General features: G+C 69.5%; 20 protein-coding genes and 1 riboswitch. Of the genes, 15 read left to right on the forward strand and 5 right to left on the reverse strand.

The window, feature by feature from the left end; genetic code table 11:
- Positions 1–68: 68 nt before the first annotated feature.
- The 3 genes from ACYVBN_RS00345 to ACYVBN_RS00355 are packed head-to-tail and all read left to right on the forward strand — an operon-like array spanning position 69 to position 2,501.
- Positions 69–524, forward strand: a complete 456-nt coding sequence (locus ACYVBN_RS00345) for a carboxymuconolactone decarboxylase family protein (RefSeq protein WP_440283148.1) — start codon at positions 69–71, stop codon at positions 522–524.
- A 52-nt stretch (positions 525–576) separates the two neighbouring features.
- Positions 577–1,653, forward strand: a complete 1,077-nt coding sequence (locus tag ACYVBN_RS00350) for a DNA polymerase IV (RefSeq protein WP_460598852.1) — start codon at positions 577–579, stop codon at positions 1,651–1,653.
- A 26-nt stretch (positions 1,654–1,679) separates the two neighbouring features.
- On the forward strand, positions 1,680–2,501 hold the full coding sequence (locus ACYVBN_RS00355; RefSeq protein WP_460598853.1) for an isocitrate lyase/PEP mutase family protein: 822 nt from the start codon (positions 1,680–1,682) through the stop codon (positions 2,499–2,501).
- A gap of 8 nt (positions 2,502–2,509) precedes the next feature.
- Here ACYVBN_RS00355 and ACYVBN_RS00360 read toward each other — a convergent pair whose 3' ends face one another.
- The 5 genes from ACYVBN_RS00360 to ACYVBN_RS00380 form a co-directional block, all read right to left on the reverse strand.
- On the reverse strand, positions 2,510–3,109 hold the full coding sequence (locus tag ACYVBN_RS00360; protein ID WP_460599777.1) for a methionine ABC transporter permease: 600 nt from the start codon (positions 3,107–3,109) through the stop codon (positions 2,510–2,512).
- Between the two features lie 59 nt (positions 3,110–3,168).
- Positions 3,169–4,239 (reverse strand): methionine ABC transporter ATP-binding protein, encoded by a 1,071-nt coding sequence (locus ACYVBN_RS00365; RefSeq protein ID WP_460598854.1) that lies wholly within the window; start codon positions 4,237–4,239, stop codon positions 3,169–3,171.
- The gene (locus ACYVBN_RS00370; RefSeq protein WP_460598855.1) at positions 4,236–5,210 is read right to left on the reverse strand and encodes a MetQ/NlpA family ABC transporter substrate-binding protein; all 975 of its coding nucleotides are present in this window, start codon (positions 5,208–5,210) and stop codon (positions 4,236–4,238) included. The genes ACYVBN_RS00365 and ACYVBN_RS00370 overlap by 4 nt, the downstream gene beginning before the upstream one ends.
- A 100-nt stretch (positions 5,211–5,310) precedes the next feature.
- Positions 5,311–5,439, reverse strand: a riboswitch (SAM riboswitch).
- A gap of 121 nt (positions 5,440–5,560) precedes the next feature.
- Positions 5,561–6,382, reverse strand: coding sequence for an ABC transporter permease (locus ACYVBN_RS00375; RefSeq protein WP_460598856.1), 822 nt, complete (start codon positions 6,380–6,382; stop codon positions 5,561–5,563).
- Entirely contained in the window at positions 6,379–7,332 is a 954-nt protein-coding gene (locus ACYVBN_RS00380; RefSeq protein WP_460598857.1) for an ABC transporter ATP-binding protein, read from the reverse strand. Before ACYVBN_RS00380 ends, ACYVBN_RS00375 begins: the two co-directional genes overlap by 4 nt.
- Before the next feature lie 13 nt (positions 7,333–7,345).
- Here ACYVBN_RS00380 and ACYVBN_RS00385 point away from each other — a divergent pair, with 13 nt between their 5' ends.
- From ACYVBN_RS00385 to ACYVBN_RS00440, 12 genes are read left to right on the forward strand one after another with little or no spacing between them, the layout of a single operon-like run.
- A complete protein-coding gene (locus ACYVBN_RS00385) occupies positions 7,346–7,984 on the forward strand; it encodes a TetR/AcrR family transcriptional regulator (RefSeq protein ID WP_460598858.1) in 639 nt (212 codons plus the stop codon).
- Between the two features lie 9 nt (positions 7,985–7,993).
- On the forward strand, positions 7,994–8,461 hold the full coding sequence (locus ACYVBN_RS00390; protein WP_460598859.1) for an NUDIX hydrolase: 468 nt from the start codon (positions 7,994–7,996) through the stop codon (positions 8,459–8,461).
- Between the two features lie 21 nt (positions 8,462–8,482).
- Positions 8,483–8,848: an NADH-quinone oxidoreductase subunit A gene (locus ACYVBN_RS00395; RefSeq protein ID WP_440283157.1), complete on the forward strand. Its 366-nt coding sequence runs from the start codon at positions 8,483–8,485 to the stop codon at positions 8,846–8,848.
- Positions 8,845–9,438, forward strand: a complete 594-nt coding sequence (locus tag ACYVBN_RS00400) for an NADH-quinone oxidoreductase subunit B (RefSeq protein ID WP_440283139.1) — start codon at positions 8,845–8,847, stop codon at positions 9,436–9,438. Before ACYVBN_RS00395 ends, ACYVBN_RS00400 begins: the two co-directional genes overlap by 4 nt.
- Positions 9,435–9,977 (forward strand): NADH-quinone oxidoreductase subunit C, encoded by a 543-nt coding sequence (locus ACYVBN_RS00405; protein WP_460598860.1) that lies wholly within the window; start codon positions 9,435–9,437, stop codon positions 9,975–9,977. Before ACYVBN_RS00400 ends, ACYVBN_RS00405 begins: the two co-directional genes overlap by 4 nt.
- A complete protein-coding gene (locus tag ACYVBN_RS00410; RefSeq protein WP_460598861.1) occupies positions 9,978–10,943 on the forward strand; it encodes a complex I subunit 1/NuoH family protein in 966 nt (321 codons plus the stop codon).
- The gene (locus ACYVBN_RS00415) at positions 10,940–11,428 is read left to right on the forward strand and encodes a NuoI/complex I 23 kDa subunit family protein (RefSeq protein ID WP_460598862.1); all 489 of its coding nucleotides are present in this window, start codon (positions 10,940–10,942) and stop codon (positions 11,426–11,428) included. The genes ACYVBN_RS00410 and ACYVBN_RS00415 overlap by 4 nt, the downstream gene beginning before the upstream one ends.
- Positions 11,425–11,940, forward strand: coding sequence for an NADH-quinone oxidoreductase subunit J family protein (locus tag ACYVBN_RS00420; protein WP_440283135.1), 516 nt, complete (start codon positions 11,425–11,427; stop codon positions 11,938–11,940). The genes ACYVBN_RS00415 and ACYVBN_RS00420 overlap by 4 nt, the downstream gene beginning before the upstream one ends.
- On the forward strand, positions 11,937–12,254 hold the full coding sequence (nuoK, locus tag ACYVBN_RS00425; protein ID WP_440283134.1) for an NADH-quinone oxidoreductase subunit NuoK: 318 nt from the start codon (positions 11,937–11,939) through the stop codon (positions 12,252–12,254). The genes ACYVBN_RS00420 and nuoK overlap by 4 nt, the downstream gene beginning before the upstream one ends.
- On the forward strand, positions 12,251–14,305 hold the full coding sequence (locus ACYVBN_RS00430) for an NADH-quinone oxidoreductase subunit 5 family protein (protein ID WP_460598863.1): 2,055 nt from the start codon (positions 12,251–12,253) through the stop codon (positions 14,303–14,305). The genes nuoK and ACYVBN_RS00430 overlap by 4 nt, the downstream gene beginning before the upstream one ends.
- Positions 14,299–15,822, forward strand: a complete 1,524-nt coding sequence (locus ACYVBN_RS00435; RefSeq protein ID WP_460598864.1) for a complex I subunit 4 family protein — start codon at positions 14,299–14,301, stop codon at positions 15,820–15,822. Before ACYVBN_RS00430 ends, ACYVBN_RS00435 begins: the two co-directional genes overlap by 7 nt.
- Positions 15,819–17,267 (forward strand): NADH-quinone oxidoreductase subunit N, encoded by a 1,449-nt coding sequence (locus ACYVBN_RS00440; protein WP_460598865.1) that lies wholly within the window; start codon positions 15,819–15,821, stop codon positions 17,265–17,267. Before ACYVBN_RS00435 ends, ACYVBN_RS00440 begins: the two co-directional genes overlap by 4 nt.
- Positions 17,268–17,389 lie beyond the last annotated feature (122 nt).

Here is a 17,389-nt window from a genome sequence, read left to right on the forward strand (position 1 = left end):
TGTCACATTCTGCGTGCGCCATCCGTCACCCGCTGTGATTCAACCGATGAACTCAAGGAGACCGCACGATGGAACCCCGTATGACCAACCCCGCGCAGCTGCTCGACCCGTCCGGGATCAAGGGCATCTACGCACTCGTCGCCGCCGTGCGAGGAGCGGGCGTGCCGGAGGCGACGCTCGAACTCGTGCACCTGCGCGTCAGCCAGATCAACGGCTGCTCGTGGTGCCTGCAGTACGGCCTCGAGTCGGCCAAGAAGGCCGGGGAGAGCGACGAGCGGCTGATCTCGCTCGCCGGGTGGCGTGATGCGCCGTACTTCACCGACGACGAGCGCGCCGCTCTGCTGCTCGCCGAGCACATGACCCGCATCGCGGACAGCCTCGACCCCGTCCCGGACGCGGTCTGGGACGAGGTCGCCGACCACTACGACGAGACGGCGCTCGCGGCATTGGTGACCTGGATCGCGACCACCAATCTCTTCAACCGGATCAACGTCACCACGCGCCAGGTGGCCGGCACCCGCTGATCGCCGTCCGACACCGTGCCATGGCAGGCTTGTCCCGAGCGAGGTGAGTGGTATGACGGCCTGGGTGCTGCACGTCGACATGGATCAATTCCTTGCTGCCGTGGAGATCCAGCGTCATCCCGAGCTCGCGGGCAAGCCCGTCGTGGTGGGCGGGCGTGGTGACCCGACCGAACGCGCCGTGGTGTCGACGGCCTCCTATGAGGCTCGCGAATACGGTGTCCGCTCCGGTATGCCGCTCAAGATCGCGGTGAAGCGATGCCCCGACGCGGTGTTCCTACCGGTGGATTCCCCTGTGTACGGGGCTGTTTCGACCACCGTGATGCAGACGTTGCGGGACCTGCCGGGCGCCGTCGTCGAGGTTCTCGGATGGGACGAAGCCTTCGTCGGCATCGACACCGACGACCCTGTCGGCTCGGCTCACGCCGTCCGTGACGCCGTGCTGGCGGCCACCGGGCTGCACTGCAGCGTCGGTGTCGGGGACACCAAGGTCCGTGCGAAGGTGGCCACCGACCTCGGCAAACCACGCGGGGTCTTTCAACTGACGCGGGACAACTGGCTCGAAGTCATGGGAGAGCGCCCAGTCCGTGCCCTCTGGGGCATCGGCAGCCAGACGTCGAAACGGCTGGAAGCACACGGCATCCGCACTGTCCGGGACCTGTCCGCCGCCTCGGACGAGGTGCTGGCCGCCGAATTCGGCCCCAACACCGGCCCGCACATCGGTCGGCTAGGTCGCGGTGTCGGCAGCGCGACCGTCGATGACACCCCCTGGGTCGCCCGCGCCCACGGTCACGAGACGACATACCAACGCGACCTGACGACGGTCGATCAGGTACGCAACGCCCTCGGCGAATTGGCTGCTCTGGTGGTCGAGGATCTGCAGGGCGAACAGCGGCCCTGCCAGCGGCTCCATCTGAAGATTCGCTTCGCGCCGTTCTTCACCGTCACTCGCGTCCGCAAACTGCCGGCACCGACGTATGACGCGGCGGTCATCGCCGACACCGCGTTCGCGCTCTACACCCAGCTCGCCGATGAGCGACCGGTGCGCCTGCTCGGTGTCCGCGGTGAGATGGTCCCTCCGGAGGGCGGTTACGACGCACCCCGCACTCACGGCCGCCGCGGCGGTCCGTGACGGTGGTCCGTCCTACCGTTGACGCCATGACACAGACCGAACGCGCAGCCGCCTTCCACGCCCTCCACGACGACCTGCTCGTGCTCCCGAACTGCTGGGACGCCGCCTCGGCTGCGGTGATCCAGCGAGCGGGTGCCACAGCCCTCGCGACGTCGAGCGCCGCGGTCGCCTGGTCGCTCGGCGTCCAGGACGGCAATGTCCTTGACCGTGGCCTGATGCTCGAGCACCTGCGACGCATCTGCTCGGTCGCGACCGTGCCCGTGTCCTGCGACATCGAAGGCGGATTCGGTGAAACGACAACCGACCTCGCCGAGACGACCCGTCTGGTGATCGAGGCGGGAGCGGTCGGCGTGAACCTCGAGGACGCGATCGACGGTGAGCTGCGACCGGTCGACGAGGCAGTGGAACGCGTGCGTGTGGTCCGCGAGGCGGCGACCAGCACGGGTGTCGACATCTACCTCAACGCCCGCACGGACGGCTATCTGCTCGGGGCAGCCGACTTCGACGACGCCGTCGCCCGGGCGGCGGCATACCTCGACGCCGGTGCGAGCGGCATCTTCGTCCCCGGGGTGACCGACCTGGTCGAAGTCGCTCGGTTGACCGCCGCTATCGACGCCCCTGTCAACATCCTCACCGGTCCGCACGCGCCCGGCATCGCGCAACTGCGCGCGGCCGGCGCCCGTCGGATCTCGGCGGGCTCCTCCCTGGCCGGGGCGATCTTCGGGCACCTCGAGCGGGCGGCTCGCGAACTGCTCAATGCCGGCACGTATGACGAGCTCGCCGGCGGACGCGCCCACGCCGAGCTGAACGCGCTGTTTCCGAAGGAGGCCGGGCGTCGTCCTGAGTAGGCCGCGAGTTAACGGCGGAGCGCCTTGCGGGCCAACGCATTGCCGCCGAACTGCGCGAGCTGAACCAACGCGATGATCACCGCGACCGCGATCCAGGTCACCGCCCAGTCGAAGCGGTGGTAGCCGTAGGTGATCGCGAAGTCGCCCAGTCCGCCGCCACCGACCGCCCCCGCGATCGCCGTCATGTCGACGACCGCGACGAAGATGAACGTGTATCCCAGGATCAGCGGACCGAGCGCCTCCGGCACCAGGACGGACCGGACGATCCGCCACGGGCCGGCGCCCATCGCCTCGGCAGCCTCGATCACGCCGGGATCGACGGAGACCAACGACTGTTCGACGATGCGGGACACGCCGAACGTTGCCGCGATGACCAGCGGGAACAGCACCGCGCGGGTCCCGATCGTCGAACCCATCGCCTGCAGGGTGAGCGGCGCGATCGCGGTCACGAAGATGATGAACGGGATCGGCCGGACGATGTTGACCAGCACGTTGAGCACCGTGTTGATGACCCGGTTCTCCATCAGCCCGCCGCCGCGGGTGGTGAACAGCGCCACGCCGAGCACCAGCCCGAGGACGCCGCCGATGAGGATCGTCACGACCGCCATCAGCAGGGTCTGCCAGATCGCGGTCTGGAACGTCGGCCAGAGCGTCGACCAGTCCGTCGTCACCGTGCGCCCCCGTCCACCGTGCCCGCAGCACTCAACGCCTCGACCGTCGCCCGTACGCCCTCATCCGGGCCGCGCAGCGCAAGCGTGAACGAGCCGAGCGACTCGTGCTTGAGGTCGGTGATCCCGCCGTACACGATCTCGAAGTCGACACCGTGCTCGCGCGCAGCGGTGCTGAGCACGGCACCCAACGCGCGCTCGTCGGTGACCGCGACGGTCACCAAGGTGTCGTCATACGTGTCCCGAAGCTGTTGCAGCCGTGCAGCATCCGGCCGGTTCCCGACCGTCGCCGACACGAACCGCTGCGTCGTCTGCGCCTGCGGTGAGCCCAGTACGTCGCGCACGGTGCCGGTCTCCACGACCCGGCCGGAGTCGAGCACGGCGACGCGATCGGCGATCGCGCGGACCACGTCCATCTCGTGGGTGATCACCACGATGGTGATTCCGAGCTCCTCGTTGACCCGCCGGAGCAGGGCCAACACGTCACGGGTGGTCTCCGGGTCCAGCGCCGAGGTGGATTCATCGGCGAGCAGCAGGTCGGGGTCCGAGGCCAACGCCCGGGCGATACCGACGCGCTGTTTCTGACCGCCGGACAGTTCTTCCGGGTAGCTCCAGGCCTTGTCCAGCAGCCCCACGAAGGAGAGCAGTTCGGCAACCCGCTGTTCCTGCTCGGCACGCCCCAGCCCGGCCAGTTGCAACGGGTACGCCACATTGCCGAAGACGGTCCGCGATCGCATCAGGTGGAACTGCTGGAAGACCATCCCGATGCGACGACGTAAGGCGCGCAACGGTTTTCCGTGCAGCCGGGTGATGTCGACCCCGTCCACGGTCACGGTGCCCGACGTCGCCTTCTCCAGGCCGTTGATCAGTCGGACCAGTGTGCTCTTGCCGGCGCCGGAGTAGCCGATCACGGCGAAGATCTCACCGCGGCGGATGTCCAGGCTGACGTCGTCGAGAGCATGGTGAGCCTCGGCGCCGGTGCCGAAGATCTTGAACACGGCGGTGAGTCGGACGACCGGATCCGCCGAATCCACCTCGGACGCAGTCGCTTCGGTGACGGCGTCGGTCATTGCCCGCTCACGACCTTCTCGTAGCCGGCCAGCAGCTTGCGCAGGTCGGCGGCCGGCTTCTGCACCGGCACACTCGTGTTCTTCGACTCCGCCACGACGAGCTTCTCCACACGCGGGTCGTGATACAGCTTCACGATCTCGGCATACGTCGGGTTGTCCTTGTCGGCGGCCCGCGACACGATCACGTTGATGTAGGGCTCCGACGTGCTCGACCTCGGGTCGTCGGAGAAGAGCGCCTTCTTCGGGTCCAGGTGGCCGTCCAACGCGAAGTCGTTGTTGACGACCGCGCCGTCCACCGAGGACAACGACGTCACGGTCTGTGAGGCGTCGACTGGGGTGACCTTCACCTTCGATGCGGACGTGTCGATGTCCGCGGGTGTCGACACGATGGTGCCGCCGCCCTTGAGCTGGACCAACCCGGCCTTCTGCAGCACCAGCAGTGCGCGGGCCTGGTTCGTGGGGTCGTTCGGTATGGCGATGTCGGCGCCTCGGGGGATTTGGCTGAGCCGGGTGTGCTTCCTGGAATAGAGACCGAGCGGCACGACATACGTGGACCCGACGGGCGTCAGGTCCTGGTGCGCTTGCTTGTTGTAGCTGGCGAGAAAGACCAGGTGCTGGAAGAGGTTCAAGTCCAGTTGGCCTTGCGCGACAGCGGGATTCGCCTGCGTGTAGTCGGAGAAGTTGACCGTTTGCAGGTCGATGCCGTGCTCGCGCGCAAGCTTCTTCAGCACCGGCCAGTAGTCCTGGTCGGCGTCCGTGACGCCGATCTTCACCGTGGTGAGCTTGCCGCCGGAAGCCGAGTCGCCGGCGGTCGCGCGGCCGGCAGCGAACCCGCCGCCGGCGCCGACCACCAGGGCGATGACGGCAGCAGTGAGCCACGTACGCCGCGACCGGCCCGGTCGGGGTGGCAGGGAGGGGCGGTCCGGCAGGGAAGGGACGCCAGACGGGTCGGACGGGGTGTTGGTGGACATGGTGACCTCAGGCTTCGGCTGTCGTTCGTATGACGCAAGGGCGCCCGGCCGTGCTCGAACCCGCGCGCACGCGATCAGCGGGCGCTCGGGCAACGGGGTACTGCCGTGCTTGCCGCACTGCGGATCGGTGGATCACACACTGCGGCCCAGTCATTCACCTGGGGCACCCCGCCACGTGCGTGAGGGTTGCCGCCCAGCAAGCCAGGGCTTGTCGCTGGGACTCGTGACTGACTTAAACATAAGGAACAGTTACCGAATAAGTCAAAACGTGTAGCGGTGCTACTGGTAGGTGAACTGCGTCACGTCCATCGCGCCACCACGGTGGTGACCGCCTGAGTCGAGCGCAGCGGCTAACTCACGTCACGGCGGATCGTCGTGCGCACCGCGATGGCGGTGATGGCGACCGCGTAACCGACGATCAGGACCGCGGCGAGCCACGGATTGAGCAGTTCGGCGCCGGTCGCGGAGCCGAAGGCGCGGCGCCCGGAGAACGCCAGCGCCTGCACCGCGCCGCCGGGGAAGAAGGGGTATGCCGGCCGGGTCAGCGCGATGCTGTTGATCGTCTGTTCGATCGCGAAGAGATAGATCAGCAGTGCGGCAACGGCGGCGATCTGGTTGCGCAGCAGTGCGCCGACGGCGACGCCGACCGCGGTCATCACGGCGATGGAGAGGGTGCCGCCGACGACCGCTCGCGTCACGCCGCCCGCGGTGAGCGAGCCCCCGAGCAGTCCGCGGGCGGACAGCCACGGAGCCGCGATGGCCGAGCAGACGCCGACCACCACGACGCCGACGAACAGTCCGTAGCCGGTCAGGACGATCAGCTTGGCGCTGATCAACCGGCCGCGATGCGGTATGGCGAGGTAGCTCGCGGTCGCGGTGTGGTGGCGGTACTCGCCGGTGACCGCGGTGATGCCGACGATCGCGGTGATCATGTAGGCGGTCTGCACGCCGCCGATGAGTGCTCCGGTGAAGATGTCCAGCGGTGGGTGTTCGCTGGCCTCCGATCCGGCGACGGTCAGCACCGTGACGAGGACCGCGACGGCCACCGCGCCCATCCCGAGGATCCACCACAGGCGGGTCGTGGCGAGCTTGCGCAGCTCGGTGCGCAGCGCTGTCGCCATACCCGATCCGGTCTCCGCAGGTGCATCGGTCCGTTCGGCGACGGCACTCATCGCGTTGCTCCCTCGCGTGCGGGGTCTTCGACGGCGGCGCTGCCGTCCGGTTCGGTGCGACTGAAGAAGAGTCGTTCCAGCGTGTTGGCTTCGGTAACCAACTGCCGCAGCGGTATGCCGGTGTCGTGCGCGATCAGCCCGATACGGGTGGCGTCGACCCCGCGCACGATCAACGTCTCTTCGCCGGTCCGCTCGACCCGGACGTCGTCACCGACAGCCCGGTGCACGGCGGCCTGCAGTCCGGCCGGGTCCGCGCTGCAGACCCGGACCTCGCCGCTGCCGACCTGCCGGATGTCGCCCTCGTGCACCAGTCGGCCGCGATGGATGATGACGACCGAGTCGACCAGTTGCTGCATCTCGGCCAGCAGGTGGCTGGACACCAGGACCGTGTGCCCGGCCGCCGCGAGGTCCTGCAGCAGTCCCCGCAACCAGCGGATGCCTTCCGGGTCCAGCCCGTTGGTCGGTTCGTCGCAGATCAGGACCGGCGGGTCGGCGAGGATCGCCGAGGCGACGCCGAGGCGTTGGCGCATGCCCAGGGAGTAGTCGCGAACCCGCCGTCCGCCGGCCGTCGCCAGGCCGACCTGGTCCAGCGCCTCGTCGACGCGGTGGTCGTCCACCCCCCCCGCCGCGATCGCGCAGATGCGCAGGTGATCTCGCCCGGTGCGTGCCGGATGGAAGCCGTCGGCCTCCAGCAGCGCTCCGACGGTGCGCGCCGGAGCGTCCAGGTCCTGATAGCGGCGGCCGCCGACCATCGCGGTGCCCTCGCTCGGGGTGATCAGGCCCAGCAGCATGCGCAACGTCGTCGTCTTGCCGGCGCCGTTGGCTCCGAGGAACCCGGTGACCTGGCCCGGGCGGACGGTGAAGCTCAGCCCGTCCACCGCCGCCAGCGGTCCGAACCGTTTGGTCAGCCGGTGTACGTCGATCGCGCACGGCCGTTGCTGGGAACGCATCCCGACTCCTCGTGTGCTCGAGGGCCGTGCCGCATCATCCGCGGTCGACGCCGACTGGTCGGCGACCGTCGCCGGCCACAAGCAACGGCAACTGCTGAGGATCGGCGCGATAGCGGCCGAGCTGGTCAGCAGCGACGGCCTCGGTGCGGTGTCGATGAGCCGGCTCGCGCGGGAGAGCGGCATCTCGCGCGCGACCCTGTACAACTACGTTCCGGATGTCGTCACTGCCGTCCGCCACCACCTCACCGCCCAGTCCGAGGCATTCCAGGCCGCTGTGGCGGCCGCCGTGGCCGAGGAGGAAGACCCGGAGGCGCAGCTGCGGCGCTACATCCAGGAGCAGGTGGCGTATGTCGCGGGCGCGGATCATCGCGCGGCGGCCGCGCTGCTCGAGTCCGGTGCCGCACTCGGCGGCTCCGATCCGGCCGGCCATCAACGCCGTGACTCCTCGGTGCTGGAGGGCATCCTCGACCGGGGCGACCGGGCCGGGACCTTCCGGGCCGGGACCTTCCGGTCCGGTCACCGGGCGGCCCGCCTGACGCTGATCAGCCGGCTGCTCTACGGCTCACACGAACTCATGCACCAACAGCACGTCAGCCGCGATGACACCGTCGCCCTGATCACCGAGCTCATCCTCGACGGTATCCGCCGATAGGCTCCTGCCGTGCCAGCCGCGGAGATCGTCGTCAGCGCCGTCGTGTTTCGTGACCCGCAGGGGCGGGTGCTGACGGTCCGGAAGTCCGGGACGGACAAGTTCATGTTCCCCGGCGGCAAGCTGGAACCCCGCGAGCGCCCCATCGATGCGGCCGTGCGGGAAGTCGCCGAAGAGCTCGACATACAGGTGCGAGCCACCGACCTGCGTCTGCTGGGCACCTTCACTGCGGACGCCGCCAACGAGCCGGGGCACACCGTCACCGCGACGGTGTATGAGCACGACTTCGTTCCAGTGAGCGCCCCGGCGGCCGAGATCGCCGAGCTGCGCTGGGCGGACGTGTCCGCGGACGCCACGCAGGATCTCGCGCCGCTGTTGGCGCACCGGGTCTTCCCGGCGCTGCGGGGCGGACATCTGCGTCCGTCAGCAGACCGTCCACTCCGGGAGCGCCTCACGCACGAGACGCCACGCCCTGGTTAGGCTCTGCGGGTGTCCACGGGAGTGACCGGTTACTTGGTGCTGCTCGGCGTCGGTGTCGCCGGAGCAGTGCTCTTCGCTGCTGCGATGGTCTCCCGGCGCCTCCTCGCGCCCCGCGCGCCCGGCCTGGCGAAGCTGACGACCTACGAGTCCGGCGTCGACCCGGTGACCGGCGGCTGGGCGCAGACACACTTCCGCTACATCACCTATGCGTTCTTGTATGTCGTCTTCGCCGTCGACGCCGTCTACCTCTTCCCGTGGGCACTGGTGCTGCGTGATCACGACCTCGGCATCGCCAGCCTGATCGAGATGGCCATCTTCATCGCGGTGGTGCTGGTCGGCCTGCTGCACGCCGCCCGCCGGGGTCTGCTCACCTGGAGTGACCGATGACCACCGACCTGCCGATGCCCCGTGTCGGCGCCGGTCAGGCCGTCGCGCCTCGACCGATGCGACTGGTCCTCAACTGGGGCCGGCGTTACTCGCTGTGGGTCTTCAACTTCGGATTGGCCTGCTGCGCCATCGAATTCATCGCTGCGTCGATGGCCCGCCACGACTTCATCCGGCTGGGTGTCATCCCGTTCGCCCCCGGTCCGCGCCAGGCCGACCTGATGGTCGTCTCCGGGACCGTGACCGACAAGATGGCGCCCGCCGTCCGCCGGCTCTACGACCAGATGCCCGAACCCAAATACGTCATCAGCTTCGGTGCCTGCAGCAACTCCGGCGGTCCCTACTGGGACTCCTACAGCGTCACCAAGGGCGTCGACCAGCTGATCCCCGTCGACGTCTACGTCCCCGGCTGCCCGCCGCGACCCGAAGCGCTGCTGCACGGCATACAGGTGCTGCAGCAACAGATCGCCGACGAGCGGTTGCACACCAAGGGCCTGCGCGCCAAGCTCGGCTCGTATGCCGGCCGCAAGGCGTCCGCGGCCGAAGTGAGCCGTCCGCTCGTCGCTCCTCCCTCGCAGGAGAAGGACGCGTGACCGACCAGACCCACGAGATCCCCACGGTTTGCTGCGAGCCGGGGGAGTGGCGACAGACCCTCGAGCGCGTGCGCGGCGAGGGCTTCGACTTCTTCGACTTCCTCACCGCCGTCGACCAGACCGACGCCGACGAGCGGCCCGGCTTCGACGTCGTGGTGCATCTCTACGACATGACTCCCGGTGCCTTGCGCGAGATCTTCGTGCAGACCCGCGTCGCCGACGGCGCAACGCTCCCCAGTTGCACCCCGCTGTGGAGCGGTGCCGCCTGGCACGAGCGCGAGACCTACGAGATGTTCGGCATCGGCTTCGACGGATACAGCGAGGCCGGCTCCGGCAAACTCCGAAAACTGTTGCTGCCGGACGGTTTCGACGGCAACCCGCTGCGCAAGTCGTTCGTGCTGGTGGCCCGCGCGAGCAAGCCGTGGCCGGGAGCCAAGGAACCGGGCGGCGGTGGCACCGACGGCGCCAAACCCGCCCGCGCGCCGCGTCGCCGGCTGCAGCCGCCGGGTGTCCCCGACGAGTCCTGGGGGCCGAGGTAGATGGGCGGCGACATCCTCGAGATCGCGCTCCGGTCGGTCTGCGTGCTGGCCGCGTTCCTGGTGCTGCCCCTGCTCGTCGGCCAGACCGAGCACAAGGTGATGGCGCACATGCAGGGGCGGCTCGGACCGATGGAGGCCGGCGGCTTCCACGGCTGGGCACAGCTGATCGCCGACGGCGTGAAGTTCGCCCAGAAGGAAGACATCGTCCCGCTCGCCGCGGACAAGAGCGTCTTCCGGGTGGCGCCCGCGCTGGGCATCGTGTCCTACCTGCTGGCGCTGGCCGTCATTCCGTTCGGACCCGGCTTCTTCGGCGCCGACGTCCCCGGCAGCCTGGTGTGGGTGCTGGCGGTGGGTGGCATCGGCACCGTCGGCATCCTGATGGGCGGCTGGTCCAGCGGCAACAAGTACTCCCTGCTCGGCGGCATGCGCACCGCCGCCCAGTTGGTTTCCTACGAACTGCCGCTGATCCTGGTCAGTGCGTCGTTCGCGATCGCCGCCGGATCGCTGTCGCTGGTCGGCATCGCGCACGCCTGGAACCCCTGGTGGCTCATCTGGCAGCTGCCCGGCGCGCTGGTCTTCCTCGTCGCGGCAACGGCCGAGCTGCAACGCCCGCCGTTCGACATGCCGGTGGCCGACTCGGAGCTGGTCATGGGCCCCTACACCGAATACACCGGCCTGCGCTTCGCGCTCTTCCTGCTCGCCGAATACGCCGGCATCGTCGTCATGTCCTTCTTGCTGGCCGCGCTGTGGCTCGGTGCCTGGGCGGGGCCCTTCAGCGACTCGCTCGGCTGGCTGTGGATGCTGATCAAGGGCGGCATCTTCGCCTTCCTGATCATCTGGATCCGGGTGGCCTGGCCGCGCCTGCGCGAGGACCAGCTGCAGCGCGTGGCCTGGCTCGGACTGGTCCCGATCGCGTTGCTGCAGTTGGCAATCACGGCAGTCGGAGTGGTGGTGACGTCTCGATGAGCAAGTTTCTCGGTGGTCTCGCAAAGGGCATGGCGACCACCGGCCGCACGATGGTCACGCACGCCCACACCCAGCAGTACCCGCACGTGCAGCCCGACCTGCCGGCTCGCAGTCGCGGAGTCATCGCGTTGCTGGAGGAGAACTGCACCTCGTGCATGCTGTGCGCGCGCGAATGCCCCGACTGGTGCATCTACATCGACTCCCACAAGGAGACGACCCCGCCCGGGCCCGAGGGCGGCCGCGCCCGGCAGCACAACGTGCTGGACCGCTTCGCGATCGACTTCAGCCTGTGCATGTACTGCGGGATCTGCATCGACGTGTGCCCCTTCGACGCGCTCTTCTGGAGCCCGGAGTTCGAATACGCCGACGGTGACATCCGCAACCTCTTGCACGAGAAGGAGAAGCTCGGCGAGTGGATGCCGACCGTGCCGCCGCCGGCCGCGGTCGAGGACGGCGCCGCGGACATCTCCGGGGAGAGTCTGTGACGACGTACGACGTGCTGTTCACCATCGCCGGGGCGATCAGTGTCGCCTCCGGGTTGCTCGCGGTGAGCACCAAGCACCTGGTCCACTCGGCGCTGTGGCTGATCGTCAGCCTCGGCGCCCTGTCGGGTTGCTACTTCGTGCTGGGTGCTGAATTCGTCGCGCTGGTGCAGCTTCTCGTCTACGTGGGTGCCGTGGTGATCCTGGTGCTGTTCGCGCTGATGCTCACCCGGGCGCCGATCGGTAGAAGCCACGAGCACGACACCCCGCTGCTGCAACGCGCGGCGGCCCTCGTCGTCGGCGCGGCCACCGCGGCGCTGCTGGCGACCGTGCTGATCAGTGCGTTCGGCAACGAGCGCAGGCCCGTCGACGGCGGCACCACTCACCAGCTTGCCGGCCGGCTCTTCAGCAGCTGGGTGTGGCCCTTCGAGCTGCTGTCCGCGCTGTTGCTGGTCGCCCTGATCGCTGCGCTCGCGTTGGCGCGCCTGCCGATCGGGCGGAGGGCGCCGAAATGATCCACTCCGCGCTGCCCATGGTCGTCGTCGGGCTGCTGTTCGGTATCGGCCTGTATGGCGTCCTGGCGCGCCGCAACGCCGTGCTGGTGTTGATCGGGGTCGAGCTGATGCTGGCCGCGGCGGGGCTGCTGTTCGTCGCCATCGGGTCCCTGACCAGTGACGCGATGCGGGCCGGACAGGTCATGACGATCTTCGTGATCACCATCGCGGCGGCGGAGATCGCCGTGGCGCTCGGGGTGATCCTGGCGGTCTTCCGCGCCCGCGGCAACATCGACATGGCGCAGCCGGCCGGCCGGCAGGGGGACGACGCATGATGCTCGCGAACAGCAGGTTCGACACCACCACGCTCGCGCTCGACTTCCCGGTCCAGCCGAGCCACCTGGTGGTGTTGTTGCAGGCGGCCATCCCGGTGCTGATCCTGTTGCTGACCCGGCGCAGTGCGCGCGCCTTCGCCGTGGCGAGCGTGTTGAGCTTCCTCGGCCTCGTCGCGGCGATCGCGTTGCTGGTGCAGCACACCCGCGGCGGCGCGATCGCAGGCCCGGACACCATCGGTGGACTCCCGCTCGGCGCCGGCATCCGGGTGCCGTTGCACCTGCAGGTCGACCGGCTGTCCGTGCTCGTCGCCGTCGCGGTCGCGCTGGTGTCCTGGGTCGTGCAGCTCTTCACCCGGTGGTACCTCTACAGCGATCCGCGCTACCGTCAGTTCGCCGCGTCGGTGGGCCTGTTCACGGCGGCGATGCAGCTGGTGGTGCTGTCCGGGGACGTGCTGCTGATCCTGGTCGGCTGGGAGTTGATGGGCTGGTGCTCCTACCTGCTGATCGGTCATGAGTCCGAGCGGCCGAAGGCGCGGCGCGCGGCATACAAGGCGTTCATGGTGACCCGGATCGCCGACACGCCGCTGGTGATCGGGCTGGCCATCCTGTCGCTGGGCGCGCACAGCACCGGCATCGACGACATCGTGCGGCACTGGTCCGCGGCCGCCGGCAGCCACGGCACCGCCCTGACGGTCGCCCTGCTGTGCCTGATCTGCGCGGTTGCCGGCAAGTCCGCCCAGGTGCCCTTCCAGGACTGGTTGGCCGACGCGATGGAGGGCCCGACGCCCGCGTCCGCGCTGATCCACGCCGCGACCATGGTCGCCGCCGGCACTGTCGTGCTCGGCAAGCTGGTCGGCCTGCTCGAAGCCTGCGACGCGGCACGGGTGGTGCTGGCCCTGGTCGCCGCGATCTCCGCTGTCTGCGCCGGGGTCCTCGCCTTCTGCCAGCACGACCTCAAACGCCTGCTGGCCTGGTCCACCGTCTCCCAGGTCGGCCTGATGCTGCTCGGCATCGCCGTCGCCGCACGGCACGGGACCGCCGACCTCGGCATCGCGCACCTGCTGTCGCACGCGATGTTCAAGGCGTTGTTGTTCTTGATGATCGGCTGGTTGTCGGTGCTCGTCAGCGGCACCGCCGTCGAGCGGTTGTCCGGTGCGCTGAGCAAGCACCCCGAGGCGCGCCGGATGGTCGGCATCGGGTTGCTCGCGCTCGCCGGTGTGCCGCCGTTCGTCGGCTTCGTGTCCAAGGACCTGATCATCGACGAGGCCGCCCGCCGGGGCATCGACGGCGACCTCACCGCACGGATCGCCTTCGCCGCGCTGGTCTGCGTGGTGTTGCTGACCACGGCATACACGATGCGGATGTGGCTGATCCTCATCCACCGGACCGGTGCCCAGCGGGTGCAGGTGCGTGAGTGGGTCGAGGACAGTTACGACGTGCAGGACGTCGGCATCGTGGAGATGCTCACCGACCTGCCGCAGGTCGACGCGCACGGCCGGCCGACCGAGCGCACGGCGCCGGTGGAGTTGCCGCCCGAGGACGAGCCGGACCTCGAGCCCGAGTTCGGCGAGCAGCAACCCGGTGGCGGTGCCCGGTTCGGCCTGCAACTGCTGGCCGTGCTGTCGGTCGTCGGCGGACTGCTGGTCCTCTCGCCGATGCTCGACGTGGACTGGAAGCACCCCGACGTCTGGCTCATCGGTGCGTCGCTGCTGCTGATGGGCGCGATCGCGCTGCTGGTGCGGATGATGTCGGTCGGCACGGTCTATGGCGACGCTGCCGCCCGGCTGCCGATCTCCGTGCGCGCCTCTGCGTCCCGCGGCTTCGACGCCGACCGGCTGTATGTCGCCTTCGGCCAGGCATTCCTCGCGCTGGCACGCGGGGTGGCTCGGCTCGACGACCGGCTCGACCACGGTGTGCAGCAGTTGCCAGCAGCGGTCGCGGCATTCGTCCGCCGAGCCGACCGGCTGCACACCCGCCGTCCCACCAGCGGCCTGGTGGCGGTGTCCGTCGGACTGGTCGCCGTCGGACTGATGGGGGTGATCCTGTGGTAGCAGCGCTGTTCATCGCGCCGCTGGCACCGGTCGTCGCCGGGCTCGCGCTGGTCGTCGGTGACCGGAGCATCCGGTCCGTGAGCCGGCACACGGCATACATCGTCTCGTTGGTGGCCACCCTCGCCTCGTTGATCGCGTCGATCGCGATCTCCTACGACCGCCCGGTCCTCGACCGGCAGTGGGTGCCCGAGATCGGCATGCGGCTACACCTGGCGGTCGACGGCATCAGCGTGCCCTTGCTGCTGATGACTGCGGCCGTGGGCGTGCTCGTGGTGGTGCACGCACGCCACGAGCAGCCGGAGGGCGGCACCCCCGCAACCTTCTTCGGCTGCCTGCTGCTGGTGATCGGCGGCGGTATCGCGACCTTCCTGGTGCAGGACGCGATCAGTTTCTTCCTGGCGTTCGAGGTCGTCCTGGTGCCGATGTGGGTGCTCATCGGCCGGTTCGGCGACCGGCGGGACGCCCGCGAACGCGCCCGCGCCGGCAACACGTTCGTGCTCTACACGGTGCTCGGCTCGACGCTGATGCTGGTCGGCATCCTCACCATGTCGTTCGCGGCGGGCACCACCGACCTCGCCGGTCTCGCCGCACATCCGCTGTCGCCCGGCAAGCAGACCGCCGTCGCCGCGGTGCTGCTGATCGGGCTCGGCATCAAGGTGCCGATGTGGCCGTTGCACTCGTGGTTGCCGCGGGCGCACACCATCGCGCCGACCGCAGGGTCGATGCTGCTGGCCGCCGTGCTGCTGAAGATGGGCACCTACGGAGTGTTGCGGTTGGTCATCGCGCCGCTGCCGCAGGGTGTGGAGCGCCTGGCGCCATACGTCGGGACGCTCGCGGTCATCGGCATCGTGTGGGGCGGCCTGGTCTGTCTCGTGGAGCGCAGCCTCAAGCGGCTGGTCGCGTGGTCGTCGATCGCCCACATGGGTTTCGTGCTGCTCGGGCTGATGAGCGGCACCACGATCGGGTTGCAGGCGGCGTTGTTCGCCAACATCGCCCACGGCGCGATCTCCGCGCTGCTCTTCGCGGTCGTCGGTGGCCTCAAGCATCGCTGGGGCGGCGCCGACGACCTGGACCACCTGGACGATTTGGACGCGGTGCGGCGCTCGCTGCGTGACGTGTCGCCACGGTTGAGTCTGGCGCTGGTGATCGGTTTCGCCGCGTCGATGGGGCTGCCCGGTCTGGCCGGTTTCTGGGGCGAGGTGCTGGCGATCTTCGGAGCATGGACACCTGCCGGTGGCCGGCCCGAGGGGTGGTTCCGGGTGCTGGCGATGTTCGCCTCGATCGGTGCGGTGCTCGCCGCCGGATACGCGCTGCGGGTGTTGCGGGTCGTCTGGCAGGGCCGGGCCGAGGGTGGTGCACCGCCGGAGGCGGAACCGGCCGGTGACGCCCGCGGCAACGAGTGGCTGGTGACGTCGGTGCTGAGCACCGCCGTCGTCGTGCTCGGCGTCATACCACTGGTGCTGCTGCAGACCACGTCCGGCGCGGTCGACCACCTGATGGCGGTGATCGGTCGATGAAGCTCAGCTACGACTGGTGGCTGCTCGCCCCGGTGCTGATCCCGGCGATCGGCAGCGTGCTGCTGCTGGTGCTGGACGCCAGCGCGCCCCGGCTCGGCCGGGTGCACTGGGCGATCACCGCGCTGCTGCTGCTCGTCGCCGCTGCGGCCGCTGTGCCCGGTGCGCTGCCGTCGGCCGACAACCCGCGCCGCACCTTGTGCCTGTCGGACGGCACCTGCCTGTATGCCGTCGACCACGTCGGGGTCGGGCTGCAGCTGACCGCCCTGGTCAGTGGCGCCGTCGTCGCCCTGATGGCGTTGCCGATCCGGGTGCCGGCGGAGCGTGCCGCCGTGCAAGCCACCCTCGTGCTCGCCGCGACCGCCGGCGCCACGGGTGTCGTCGCCGCCCGCGATCTCGCCTCGTGGCTGGTGATGCTCGAACTCGCCACCCTGCCGGCCATCGCCCTGGTCGCGCTGCGTACGCGCCGCGCCGCTGTCGATGGAGCGCTCGCGCTGCTGACGACGTCGCTGGTCAGCTTCGCGATCACCGTCATGGGGGCGGCCCTGTGGTTCGCCGCGACGGGCTCGGCGCTGTTCTCCGGCGACGCGGTGCTGCAGGCATCGGGTGACGCGGACTCGCGGCGCATCCTGGTGCTGGCCGTCGTCTTCATCGTCGCGGGGCTGGCCTTCAAGCTGTCCTTGGTGCCGTTCCACGCCTGGACGCCCGAGGCGTTCGGCGGCGCCTCGGTGCCGATCGGTGCGTTCCTCGCCGTCACGTCCAAGGCCGCGGCGCTGGCGGCGCTGCTGGTCATCTTCCGCGGCGTCACCGTGCTCGGCACGTCGGCGCTCGCCGCGATCGGGGTGCTGTCCGCGCTGTCCATGACTCTGGGCAATCTGATGGCCCTGCGGGAGAAACGCACGCTGCGCTTCCTGGCCTGGTCGACGGTGTCGCAGGCCGGCTGGGTCGTGTTGCCGCTGGCCACCGTGTCCTCCCGTGCGGTGCGCTCGGCCGCTGCCTACCTGATCGTGTATGCCGTCGCCACGCTCGTGGCGTTCGTCGTCGTCACCGCGCTGGCCCACGCCGACGGACGGGAGCACGCGACACGTCTGTCGTCATACGGCGGACTCCTGCAGCGGCGGCCGCTGCTGGCGGTGACCCTCGCGCTTGCGTTGCTGACCCTGATGGGTCTGCCGCCGGCCGTCATCGGGCTGGTGGCCAAGGTGGCTGCGATCGGCCCGGTGGCCGGCGGGCGGCTGTGGGTGCTGGCGATCATCGCGGCGATCAACGCCATGCTCGGCGTCGCGGTCTACCTGCGCTGGCTGCGAATCTTGTTCGGCGCGCGCAAGGACCCGGACCACGCCGACGAACTGCACCCGCTGCACCGGGCGCTGGTGATCGTCGGTGCCGCCGCCCTGGTGGTGACCAGCATCGCCCCCCATTCGCTGCTGCAACTCGTGGGCCGGTAGGTCGCTCGGCCGGCGTGCTGGGGTGGTCTGCTCGGCCGGCTTCGTCGTACCGAAGTCTCCCCAGGGTGGGGCTTTGGTACGGCGGGGGCTGGGGTTCGTGTACCGAAGTCTCCCCAGGGTGG

The sequence above is a fragment of the Flexivirga lutea genome (assembly GCF_054778955.1).